This window comes from Caloramator sp., assembly GCF_020054765.1.
Classification (GTDB): domain Bacteria; phylum Bacillota; class Clostridia; order Clostridiales; family Caloramatoraceae; genus Thermobrachium; species Thermobrachium proteoclasticum.
The window spans coordinates 31,164-43,138 of the sequence record NZ_JAIHAO010000013.1; the positions used below are offsets into that span (position 1 = coordinate 31,164).

11 protein-coding genes are annotated in these 11,975 nt (G+C 29.4%); all 11 read left to right on the forward strand.

Going from position 1 to position 11,975, the window contains the following annotated elements:
• Window positions 1-81: 81 nt before the first annotated feature.
• The 11 genes from JG776_RS06470 to JG776_RS06520 all read left to right on the forward strand — a co-directional run bounded on the left by JG776_RS06470 (window position 82) and on the right by JG776_RS06520 (window position 11,665).
• Window positions 82-783: a coenzyme F420-0:L-glutamate ligase gene (locus tag JG776_RS06470; protein ID WP_291965805.1), complete on the forward strand. Its 702-nt coding sequence runs from the start codon at window positions 82-84 to the stop codon at window positions 781-783.
• Between the two features lie 497 nt (window positions 784-1,280).
• A complete protein-coding gene (locus JG776_RS06475; protein WP_291965808.1) occupies window positions 1,281-1,940 on the forward strand; it encodes a PAS domain-containing protein in 660 nt (219 codons plus the stop codon).
• 170 nt (window positions 1,941-2,110) lie between these two features.
• On the forward strand, window positions 2,111-3,496 hold the full coding sequence (locus tag JG776_RS06480) for a tryptophanase (RefSeq protein ID WP_291965810.1): 1,386 nt from the start codon (window positions 2,111-2,113) through the stop codon (window positions 3,494-3,496).
• Window positions 3,497-3,789: 293 nt separating this feature from the next.
• Window positions 3,790-4,293 (forward strand): hypothetical protein, encoded by a 504-nt coding sequence (locus JG776_RS06485; RefSeq protein ID WP_291965811.1) that lies wholly within the window; start codon window positions 3,790-3,792, stop codon window positions 4,291-4,293.
• A gap of 175 nt (window positions 4,294-4,468) precedes the next feature.
• Window positions 4,469-5,575 carry a metalloregulator ArsR/SmtB family transcription factor gene (locus JG776_RS06490; RefSeq protein ID WP_291965813.1) on the forward strand — a complete coding sequence of 369 codons (1,107 nt, stop codon included), beginning with the start codon at window positions 4,469-4,471 and terminating at the stop codon, window positions 5,573-5,575.
• A gap of 13 nt (window positions 5,576-5,588) precedes the next feature.
• The gene (locus JG776_RS06495) at window positions 5,589-5,915 is read left to right on the forward strand and encodes an MFS transporter (RefSeq protein WP_291965815.1); all 327 of its coding nucleotides are present in this window, start codon (window positions 5,589-5,591) and stop codon (window positions 5,913-5,915) included.
• Between the two features lie 58 nt (window positions 5,916-5,973).
• Window positions 5,974-6,864, forward strand: coding sequence for an MFS transporter (locus tag JG776_RS06500; protein WP_291965874.1), 891 nt, complete (start codon window positions 5,974-5,976; stop codon window positions 6,862-6,864).
• A 264-nt stretch (window positions 6,865-7,128) separates the two neighbouring features.
• Window positions 7,129-7,761, forward strand: coding sequence for a flavodoxin family protein (locus tag JG776_RS06505; RefSeq protein WP_291965818.1), 633 nt, complete (start codon window positions 7,129-7,131; stop codon window positions 7,759-7,761).
• Window positions 7,762-7,898: 137 nt separating this feature from the next.
• On the forward strand, window positions 7,899-9,251 hold the full coding sequence (gene rlmD / locus JG776_RS06510) for a 23S rRNA (uracil(1939)-C(5))-methyltransferase RlmD (protein ID WP_291965820.1): 1,353 nt from the start codon (window positions 7,899-7,901) through the stop codon (window positions 9,249-9,251).
• A gap of 330 nt (window positions 9,252-9,581) precedes the next feature.
• Window positions 9,582-10,736, forward strand: coding sequence for a hypothetical protein (locus JG776_RS06515; RefSeq protein ID WP_291965822.1), 1,155 nt, complete (start codon window positions 9,582-9,584; stop codon window positions 10,734-10,736).
• A complete protein-coding gene (locus JG776_RS06520) occupies window positions 10,727-11,665 on the forward strand; it encodes a hypothetical protein (protein WP_291965824.1) in 939 nt (312 codons plus the stop codon). Before JG776_RS06515 ends, JG776_RS06520 begins: the two co-directional genes overlap by 10 nt.
• Window positions 11,666-11,975 lie beyond the last annotated feature (310 nt).

The window sequence follows — 11,975 nt, forward strand, 5'->3', positions numbered from 1 at the left end:
CATTCATTTACAAAAAGGTAATATTTTTATGTAATATGGGTATAATTTTGAATAAAAAAGATAGGAAGCGGAGGAGAAAGGATGGATTTTGCAGCAAATGAAAATAAGGAATTGATAAGACAGGTTGAAGAGGAAAAATATGCAAGAATACCAATAAAGACAAGGCTAATAATGGTTGGCGACCCAATTGAGGATATCGTGTATGAATATACAAAGGATGTTCTTCAAGAGGGAGATATAGTGTTCATATCAGAAAAGAGTGTAGCAATATCTCAAGGAAGAGCATATAAAATGTCTGAAATTAAACCATCAAGACTTGCAAAGTTTTTATCTAAATTCGTTTATAAATCACCACACGGTATAGGTCTTGGAATACCAGAAACAATGCACTTTGCAATAAAGGAATGTGGAGTAATAAGAATATTATTTGCAGCCTTCTGTGCAGCAATATTTACAAAGCTATTTAAAATAAAGGGAGTTTTCTACAAAATTGCTGGCCCAAAGGCAGCTTCAATAGATGGCCCAACATCAGGAACAATACCACCATTCAATCAATATGTTGTATTAGGTCCAAAGGACCCAGATGAAGCAGCAAAGAAAATTTCTGAAAGAATTGGTGCTAAGGTTTGTATTGTTGATATAAATGATTTAGGTGGAAATGTGCTTGGAGTATCCCATAAGGATATTGATAAGAATAAAATTGTTAAAATACTAAAGGATAATCCATTAGGACAAGGACATCAATCAACTCCAATAGGAATAATAAGAAAGATAAATGAATAATAAATTTTGTTTATAATTAATAATAGGCATAAATCAAATAAGCAGGTACAGCATACAAACTGTGAAGGATATAAAAATGTAATTCCTTCACAGTTTTTTTAATGAAATTTTATTAGTATTGCTGAAAAGTTTATTTGTGATTAGCTAAATGAAGTAATTCTCAGTCGTTCCATTGTCTAAGTAAATTTAAGCTCTTCTTTGGTTGAAAAGTCTTATCTTCCTTATGCCATAATTTTTAAGAACCACTTGTCTTAAATCCTGTGACTTATTAAGTACTTTTTTACGTCTAAAGACTATATATTCCATATCTATAGAGATATTCCTTTTAATTCCTTTAGAGAGAGCATTATAAAAAAATGATATACTTTATGAACAGCAAAATTTAACAGAAAAAATATTTAAAATATATTGAAAATTAATAAAATTGTGTATATAATAATATCAAGAGATAAAAAATTATTATCATAATAAAAAATTATTTTAAAGAAGGGACAGCTATGGAGGATAGAGATATACTAAATACCTTTATTCCTATTGTTGATTTTTTAGGAGAGGTTTATGGTTCAAACTGTGAAGTTGCACTGTATGACTTAACCGAAAATAAAAATGAAATATGTGCAATAAGTAACAGTTCATTAACTGGTCGTAGGGTTGGAGATCCTCTAACTAAAACACTAAATAAATTAATAGAAGAAGAGCAGTATAAATATAAGGACTTTATAACAAGGTTTCCATCAAAAACAAAGGATGGTAAAATCTCAAGAACATCGGTATTGTTTATTAAAAATAAAGAGGGTAGATTAATAGGTCTTCTTACATTGAGTTTTAACCTTGACGGCCTTATAAATTCTGCAAACTTTTTAAACAAGTTTTTGTCAGAATTAACTGGAGGTCCAGAGAGAAACCTTGCTGAAGAAAAAGGGCCAATCTCGGAGGACTTTAGTACACCAATTGAGGATTATGTAATGTCTATAATTCAAAAAACAATAGATGAGATAAACATTTCCCCAGAGAGAATGTCAACTGATGAAAAAATAGAAATAGTTCAGAAGTTAAATAACAAAGGTGTATTCCTGCTAAAAGGAGCAGTTACTGAGGTTGCAAAAAAGCTAAAAATATCAGAGCCTACAATTTACAGATATATAAAGAAGGATTAAGGTTAATTATATCCATTTTAAATAATTTGCATATCGTATTATAACATTTTTAAAAGTTTATATTGTACTAATTAAATAATGTACAAAACAGAGATTTATGCAGTTGTAACTTTTAATGTCTCTTAGCTAAAGCTTAATATAAAAATAAAAAATTTTTATGGGGTGATAAAATGGCAGTAAAGAGAAAACCAGAACCATTTAAAATTAAAATGGTAGAACCACTAAAGACCACCACAAGAGAACACAGAGAAAGGGCATTAAAGGAGGCAGGGTATAACCCATTCCTATTAAGGTCAGAGGATGTTTACATTGACCTTTTAACAGATAGTGGTACAGGTGCAATGAGCGACTATCAATGGGCAGGTATAATGCTTGGTGATGAGGCCTATGCAGGAAGTAAAAACTACTACAATCTTGTTGATGCAGTAAAGGACATCATAGGATATCCATATGTAATACCAACACACCAAGGAAGAGGGGCAGAACAGGTTTTATTCCCATCACTTATAAAGAAAAAGGGACAATACGTTCTTGGAAATATGCACTTTGATACAACAAAGGCCCACATAGAATTAAGTGGCGGTAGGGCAGTAAACTTTGTAACAGACAAGGCCTTTAAAACAGATGAATACTATGATTGGAAGGGAAACTTTGATTTAGATAAGTTAGAGGACTTCATAAAGGAACACGGAAGAGAAGAAATAGCCTTCATACTTATTACAGTAACTTGTAACAGTTCAGGTGGACAACCTGTATCAATGGAAAATATAAGAGGGGTTAGAGAGATTGCAGATAGATATGGAATAAGAGTATTTATGGATGCTGCAAGATTTGCAGAAAATGCGTATTTCATAAAGAAAAGAGAAAAGGGATACCAAGATAAATCGATTGTTGAAATAGTTCACGAAATGTTTTCCTATACAGAAGGATTTACAATGAGTGCAAAGAAGGACGCAATAGTAAACATCGGTGGAGTGCTTGGAATAAAGGAAGATGTTGAACTTTTCAACGAATGTAGGGCAAGAACAGTTCCAATGGAAGGATTCATAACATACGGAGGACTTGCAGGAAGAGATATGGAGGCCCTTGCAAGGGGATTAAGAGAAGGAGTAGACTTTGATTACCTTGACTACAGAATATCACAGGTTGAATACCTTGGGGATAGATTAAGAGAGGGTGGAATACCAATTCAATATCCAACTGGTGGACACGCGGTGTTTGTTGATGCTAAAAAGCTTCTTCCTCATATTCCATATTATCAATTCCCTGCACAAGTTTTAGTTAATGAACTATACTTAGAATCAGGTATTAGAGCTGTGGAAATTGGTTCATTTTTATTAGGACGTGACCCTGAAACTGGAGAGCAGCTTGAGTCACCACTTGAGCTTGTAAGACTTACAATTCCAAGAAGAGTTTATACAAACGACCATATGGATGTTGTAGCAGATGCATTTATCTCAATTAAAGATAAGGCTCCATACTTAAAGGGATTAGAATTTGTATATGAACCAAAGGTGCTAAGACACTTCACAGCAAGATTAAAGCCAGTTGAGTAAAAAGACAGTATTTTGATGTAGCCTATTGTTTGGTGGACTTGCATTCTTTGTCGCAAATGCAATAAAATCAGAAAAACATAAGATGGCTAAGTAAAGAATTAAAGGGACGGGTTAGGATAATTAACCTGCCCCTTTTTAATTTAATCTCTCTTTAATGTTTTATAAATATATAAATTGATACTATAAAAATCTAAATAGAAAAATATTCATTAAAAATTATTCAAAAACATAGAAAATAATAGAAAATTATGCTATAATTATCAAAATAATTTATTTGGGATTGGAGTGTTAGTTTGAAAAATGTAAAACTTTACAACATTATTTTACCACTGTGGATGCTTATGTTTTTACCACCGCTTATAATTATATCACTGGTGGGCAACTTTGTAATCGATTCACTTGTTGTTATTGGATGCTTTTATGCCTTTAAGGTTGCAGAAACAGGTTTTAATTTAAAGGAATTTTATAAAAAGCATATACTTAAAGTTTGGGGATTTGGATTTCTATCAGATTTTATAGGAGCTTTTGTGATTTTTTTAGTTAATATGTTTGATGGAATATTCAATTTAAATTGGAGATTTGTTGGAAGTGTAAATTTTAACCCATTTGAAAGTGTACTTGCTGTAATTGTAGTATTAATAAGCATAGCAGTTGCTGGATTTTTTATATACTTTTTCAATTACAGATTTGTGTTTAATAAAATTGAGGACAGGGCCCTAAGGCATAAGATATCATTAACATTAGCAATAATCACAATGCCGTGGACATTCCTTATACCTTCAAAAATAATATATTAATGGCATATATATCACTTATAACATATTGTAGATTAATCCAGGTAGGTATTTAATATAATACCTACCTTTTTGATTGCTTGAAATTATTAAATTTAAATCATATGGTTTACATTTAGAAATATATTGAATATAATTATATTAGATAATTATCTAATATAATTATAGAGGTGACTTTATGAAAAAGTTAGATGAAAATATAATAAAAAATACTAAATTTATATTTAATCCTTGTCTTGAATTTACAATGGCCTTTACGACTATATCTAAACTAAATGAGCTAAAAAATTTGGCTGAGGATTTAAACTATAACGTACCTGAGGAAAATTTAAAATTATATGATGAAATGTATAATGCAATGTCAAGATATATGAGGTCAGAAATTGAATATTTCAACAAAATATGTATGATAGGAGGAATACTTGCTGCCTACTCTGCAGATTTTGAAGATGTAGAGAATGTAAAATCACTACTTGATGTAATAGACAAATCCGATGAAACACTTTTTTTAAATTATTTAGGAGGAATGTATATTAATGCTCACGAATCAACAAACCACGAAGGATGGGATGAGGTTAAAAATGATATAAAAAAAATGCAGGAATATATTGAGGGTGTAAAGGTTGAGGATGACGAAATAAAGGAATCAGTAGTAGAACTTTTTAAAAATCCAGATGAAACAAAAAAGAGAATTAGCTTTTTATTTAGAAGCTTTTATGAAAAGATATATATTAAATATGAAAAGAAGGTAGAAGAGATTTGTTTAGGGGGAATTGATAAGTATAAAAAGATATTTTTAGATAATCCAAAGGACTTTATGGAAAAATATCTCTTAGATTTCTTTAAAACAGAATATGAAGATTGGCAGTATAAAATAAATTTTCATATAAGCCTTTTTAAAGAGCTTTATTTCTGGATTATAAATATGCACGATTACAAACAAAAAGCAGGATGGGTAGTGCTTGGAATAAACACAGATAAAATTGTTGAAAAAAAGAGGCAAAATGAGCAGGTGGACAATTTCTTAAAGGCCCTATCAGATCCAAGAAGGGTAAAAATAATAAAGCTTTTGGCAAAAAAGCCCCACTATGGATATGAAATTGCATCAATATTAGAACTTACACCTGCAACTGTTAACCACCATATGAATTTTCTATTTGATGCAGATATAATTGGATTTAATAAAATAGACAATAAAGTATATTTTACTCTAAAGAAGGATAAAGTAAGGGAGCTTTTAAGACTAACGGAAGAAATACTTCTTGGTGATAGTACAATATTATAATGGGGGGATATGTATGAATAGAGAAATAGAACTAAATGGTGAGAAAAAATTAGGTAGTATATTTTTAAATAAAAGCTTTATGCTTCTTTTCTTAGGAAAGTTGGTTTCGCAGCTTGGTGATGTAATATATAATATGGCAATTGGTTGGTATATACTTACTATAACAAAATCTGCTGTACAAATGTCCTTCTATATGGCCTTTGGTACAATTATATACGTTGTAATGAGTCCCTTTGGCGGAGTTATTGCAGATAGATACAACAGAAAAAATCTTATGGTTTGGATGGATATAATAAGGGGTATATCTGTTGCTATTATTGGTATTTTAATGTTTTTTTAAAATAGAATCCATTTTACTTCTATATTTATCATCCTTTATATTAAGTATATGTGGTGCAATATTTGTACCAGCTTCAAATTCACTTGTTCCAAGTATAGTTGAGGATGAACATCTAACAAAGGCAAATTCATTAACAAGCTCCGTAAATAGTCTATCTAATATATTTGGGTTAGTTGCAGGCGGTGCATTATATGCATTATTGGGTATAAAATTTATATTCATATTTAATGCAGTATCCTATATATTAAGTGGAATATCGGAAATGTTTATAGAATACAAGAATAAAATTAATATAGATAGAGGGGAAGAAAAGCATTTTATAAGAGAGCTACTTGATACATTTAAGTATATCAAAAATCAAAGACCTGTTTTTATTGTTATGATGGCGGCAACACTTATTAATTTTATATTAGTGCCAGTATTTGCTGTTTATCTACCATATATTTTTAATCAGATAGCTAAAACATCAGCATTAGAATATTCCTATGTTGGTGCTGCAGAATCAGTAGGTTTTCTTTTAGGTGCTGCAATAATTTCAAGTATACCTCAAAGGGACAAGATAAATGGCTATTTAAAAATTGGTATGATTGTTTATTGTTTATTAATCTTTGTAGCCTATTTAGTTGTTAATAGTTTTATAAAGGGATATATAGTAGCTAAAGTATTGGTTACAATATTTGTTATAACAGCCCTAATGCTTGGTGTGTTTAGCTCAATAATGAACATACCCTTTGGTGTATTCATACAAAGAAAAATTCCAAATGAACTCTTAGGAAGGGTATCTGCAATGCTCAATACCTTATCTATGGCGGCTATGCCTCTTGGTATGCTTTTTGGAGGAGCACTTGCTGATATTATACCAATGAACCTACTACTATTAGCTACATCTATTGTATTGGCAGGTTTAACTGTAAGCTTATTCTTTATAAAGGAAGTAAATTCCATATAAGTGCCACCCAGGTGAAATGTGACATTAACCAAATTTTAGTAATACAAATCGGTTTTTTATAAACATAAACCAAGAAGCTTCGTGAATTAAAAGATGAAGGAGTATTAAAAAACTACTACCAAAATGTATTAAAATGATGTATAGTAATATAGTAGCCTATAGAATAAAATAAAACATAAAATAAAGGGCTAAGTTTGAATTTAAAACTTGCCCTTTGACCTTTTATAGAGGATAATATAGAATAAAAATTTGGAGGTTGTTAAAATGAAGGTTGTTGCGTTTAATGGGAGTCCAAGAAAAGAAGGAAATACATATCAAGCAATAAGTATAGTTAAAGAAGAATTACAAAGGGAAGGAATAGATGTAGAAATAGTTCACGTTGGGGATAAATTGATAAGGGGATGTATTGCCTGCGGTATGTGCTATAAAAACAAGAATGAAAGATGCATAATAGACGACGAAGTAAATGAATGGATTCAAAAGATGAAGGAGGCAGATGGAATAATATTAGGTTCGCCTGTATATTTTTCATCAATAGCAGGAACAATGAAGGCATTTTTAGATAGAGCCTTTTATGTTGCCTCTGCAAATGGAAACTTCTTAAGGCATAAAGTAGGGGCTTCTGTTGTTGCAGTAAGGCGTTCTGGTGGAGTTTCTACCTTCAACCAATTAAACAATTACATAAACTATGCAGAAATGCTAATGCCTTCAACTAACTATTGGAACGTAATCCACGGTGCAAAAGCAGGGGAAGCTTTGCAGGATGAAGAAGGTGTACAAATAATGAGGGTACTTGGCAAGAATATGGCATACCTATTAAAACTTATACAAAATGGGAAGGATAATATAGAGAAACCAGAAAGGGAAAAGAAGGTATACACAAACTTCATAAGATAATTGATAGGTAATAAGTGGATATATAAAATTTCCTATTATATAGTGAGTATGTAATACAAGAACTTATTTTTTGTAGGGTTTAAGCATAATAAAACGTATATGGTATATATGCAAAACGCGAAAGAAGGAGGAATTAAATGAAAAAGGGCCAAGAAATAGTAGTAGAAATTGTTGAAACAGAGTTTCCGGGCTATGGAGTAGGCTACTATGAGGATACAAAGGTTTTGATAAAGGGTGCTCTGATAGGTGAAAAGGTTTTGGCAAGGATTACAAAAAAGAAAACGAAGGTTGAGGCTAAAATAGTAGAGGTTCTTGAGGAAGTAGATTATAAAATAGAAGCACCTTGTCCTGTTTTTGGTATATGTGGTGGATGTACTCACCAATTTATAGATTATACTAAACAGCTTCAACTAAAGGAGGAGCAGGTACTAAAGCTATTTAAAGAAGCAGGCATTGAAGGCTTTGAATATAGGGGAATAGTTGAAAGTCCAAATGCTTATGAATACAGAAACAAAATGGAGTTTACCTTTGGAGATTATGAAAAGGGTGGAGAACTTACATTAGGGCTTCATACTCCTGTTAAAAGAAATGCAGTAGTATCAACTACAACTTGTCTTTTAGTAGATAGGGATTTTAGAACTATCGTTAAATCTACACTTGAATATTTTAAATCTAAGGAAGTCCCACATTATAATGTGCTTAGCCACCAAGGTTACCTAAGACATCTTGTTGTAAGGAAGGCAAAAAAGACCGGAGAGATATTAGTAAATCTTGTTACAACATCACAGCTTGACTTTAATTTAAGTGAGTATGTTGAAGTTTTAAAAAATAATATATATGATGGAATTCTTACAGGTATAATTCATACTGTAAATGATAGCCTATCAGATGCAGTAAAGCCAGATAAGGTAGAAGTTTTATACGGCAGAGATTATATAGTTGAGGAACTTTTAGGACTAAAATTTAAAATTTCTCCATTTTCCTTTTTCCAAACTAATACCTTAGGTGCAGAAAGGTTGTATTCTACTGTTAGAGAATTTATGAGTAGCTCTAAGGATAAAGTTGTTTTCGACCTTTACTGTGGAACTGGAACAATAGGACAAATTGCTGCCCAAAATGCTAAAAAGGTTATTGGTGTTGAGCTTATAGAAGAGGCTGTTGAAGCAGCAAACAATAATGCAAAGTATAATGGGTTAGATAACTGTACTTTTATTGCAGGGGATGTAAAGGAAGTAATTAAAAATATAGACGAAAATCCTGATATTATAATTCTTGATCCTCCAAGGCCAGGTGTTACACCAGAGGCATTAAAGAACGTTATTAATTTTAAACCAAAGGAGATAATCTACGTTTCCTGCAATCCAAAGACATTAGTTGAAAATTTAAAGCAGCTAAAGGAAAGTGGATATGATGTTAAGGCATTAAAGATAGTAGATATGTTCCCACAAACTCCACACGTAGAAAGCGTTGTGTTTGTTGAGAGGGGATAATTAAATTAAAGGATAGGGGCAATTTACTCCTATTTTTTATGTATTTGCTATATGTTTCTGTAGGCAGAGAAAAGGTATTTTAAGAGATGTATGTAAAATAATAGAATTAAATAAAATATAAAGAAGGAATTTGTGATAAAAAGTAGAATACTATACATTATAAAAAGATAAATTAAAATTCTTTATTTTAAAATCAAATATGGAAATATCAAATTTTATTGAGAAATGGTTAGTCTAAATCTTCTAATACTTTAGAACTTAAACAATATATTTAGCTATTGAAGGCTATTTAGGGTTTTTATTAAATTATTTTTAATTATTGGAGGAATTATGAAAGTATTAAATATATGGGATTGGAAGTATAAACTTTTACTATCTGAATCAACTTTTGAAAGGGTAAAGTTTTTTATAAATGATTTGGAAATTGAAGAACAAAAGATATATAAATCAATTATGGATTATTATAATTCATTTTATTCATTTGATGTTTTTCTTAATTTAATATTAGAAAGTAATGAAGAAAGCAAAAGATTAATACAAACAGCTAGTAAGAAAATTGATAAAGCTTTAAGAGTTCCTGAAATATTAAGAGGATATTATATGGAGAAAATAAACACTTCTTTTATAGAAGACGAAGGAATTAAAAAGTATCTAAATGATATGTTAATAGAAATTATAGATGATCAGAAAAGTTGTGTAAATACAAGTGAAATACAATATTTAATATTTGGTAAATATTATAAGGAAATAAAAAAAGTTTTATTAGAGAGTACAGTTATATCGGAAAAAAGTAAACAAATAATTAAGGTAGATGATATGAAAAATTATGCAGAACAATTAATAGATAATATTAAGAATAATGATGAGATTATTTCTAAATTTGGTATATGTATAATTAAAGATTATAATATTAATGTTATAAAGGGGAATGGGTTTGCTGAATGGTGGGATAAAGATTTAACTGGTGAAGAGAAAGATTTGCTTGTTTTATATGATAATAAGGATGTTTTAAATAAAGATGATTTTGAATATACAATTTATCATGAAATATATCCAGGACATGGACAATTTTATAATTTTGTAAGGATTAATTCAAATATAATTCCAAGATTTGATCATGGAGCTATGAGCCTGATTGAAGGATGGGCAACATACTGTGAATGGAACGTAACTAATACTTTATATTCAAATTCATTGAGAGAAAGAGGAAAAGAGTTTTTACGGATATCATTAATTGAAAATAAAAATTGTAAAGATAAAATTAATTATATTTATGAAAATAAAATAAAAAGGGGATATACAATAGAACAGGCAATTAATTCAGTGCTATATTTTTCACAGTATCCAGGTTTCATTGAATCATATTATTTAGGGGCATTATGTCTTGAAGAAATGATTAGAAACAAGGTGTTTAATAAGCCTGTAGATTTTTTAGAATATTTAAAGGGAAAAACTTGGGGGGAGTTATTTGCATTATGGGTGTAACAGCATACTTAATTAATGGTTTTAACATAGGTGAGGAAATTTGTAACGTAAAAAGTTCTATCATTAGAAATGATCTTACATCAATACCAGATATAATCAAATTCACAATTGATGAATATAAAGATACAAAAATATTTAGAAACTCTATTAATAATTGTGTTAGCATTCAAAAATATGGAGAATTTAACACATATAAGGATGCATATACATTTTTCTATAATGATTATGAAAAGATATACAATAATTTATATTCGGAATGCATAAATATTATAAATAAACAATACAAAATGAATTTACAGGATACAGATTGGAATACTTTGTTATGTGTAGATGACAAATTGGAATTGCCACTTATTATAGAGAAACAAAATGTAATAGTTGTTAATAATTTGGATATTGAAAATAATGTTAATATAAGAGCTATCATTGATTCTTGTTTAATATATCAAAGTGTATCGAGGATATTAAATTTTGCTAAAAATTTAATATTTGCAGATGAACTAACGAAATTTCAACAATTTCAGATTGCGTATTATTCCCAAGAATTAACTAAAGTTAAGAATCCAGATATGTTTTTAACAAATAGAAAGGAAATTGAAGTGTATAAAAAGATTTATAATGAATGGGAGTTAGGAACTCAAATTGAAAATGCGATAGAAATACTTAATCAATCCATATCTAATTATTCATTTTTATGGGAATATAGAAATTCTAAAACACAGAAAGCTTCAAATCTTATGTTAACATTATTTACGATTATTGTAGGATATCCATCTTTGAAAGATGTTATTGAAGAATTTTTACCAAGTGGACTAATATACTTAAAGATTATTTTTATAATTTTAATAATATCCTTTATATTTAAGTTGATGTGGCTGCAAATTGATAATTTTCAAGAAATGATAGACTTTAAAAAAAGAAAAAGATAGAGATTTTAATATAGTTTTTTAAATTATTTATTTTTATAGTATCATATGTATATTTGCCGAGTATTTTACATCACCTTATTATGATTTCTATTAAATACAAAGTAGATAAATAATAATACTAAATTATTTACTTATTAATTATGATTATCGTTATTTAACTTATATTTGTTTGAAAAAATTTAGTTATTTAGTGAAAAATAATTATTAAATGACGGTAGTCCAAAGCTATCCGTCTTAATTTTTATCAATATAGATTTATGAAGAAGCAAATTTCTTATTAATATTACTTTTTGTAATAATATTATTGTTT

Coding starts and splice junctions, on each gene's coding strand:
- JG776_RS06495 (WP_291965815.1), top strand. CDS start 5,589: ATGAATAGAGAAATAGAACTAAATGGTGAGAAAAAATTAGGTAGTATA.
- JG776_RS06470 (WP_291965805.1), top strand. CDS start 82: ATGGATTTTGCAGCAAATGAAAATAAGGAATTGATAAGACAGGTTGAA.
- JG776_RS06490 (WP_291965813.1), top strand. CDS start 4,469: ATGAAAAAGTTAGATGAAAATATAATAAAAAATACTAAATTTATATTT.
- JG776_RS06505 (WP_291965818.1), top strand. CDS start 7,129: ATGAAGGTTGTTGCGTTTAATGGGAGTCCAAGAAAAGAAGGAAATACA.
- JG776_RS06480 (WP_291965810.1), top strand. CDS start 2,111: ATGGCAGTAAAGAGAAAACCAGAACCATTTAAAATTAAAATGGTAGAA.
- JG776_RS06520 (WP_291965824.1), top strand. CDS start 10,727: ATGGGTGTAACAGCATACTTAATTAATGGTTTTAACATAGGTGAGGAA.
- rlmD (WP_291965820.1), top strand. CDS start 7,899: ATGAAAAAGGGCCAAGAAATAGTAGTAGAAATTGTTGAAACAGAGTTT.
- JG776_RS06475 (WP_291965808.1), top strand. CDS start 1,281: ATGGAGGATAGAGATATACTAAATACCTTTATTCCTATTGTTGATTTT.
- JG776_RS06515 (WP_291965822.1), top strand. CDS start 9,582: ATGAAAGTATTAAATATATGGGATTGGAAGTATAAACTTTTACTATCT.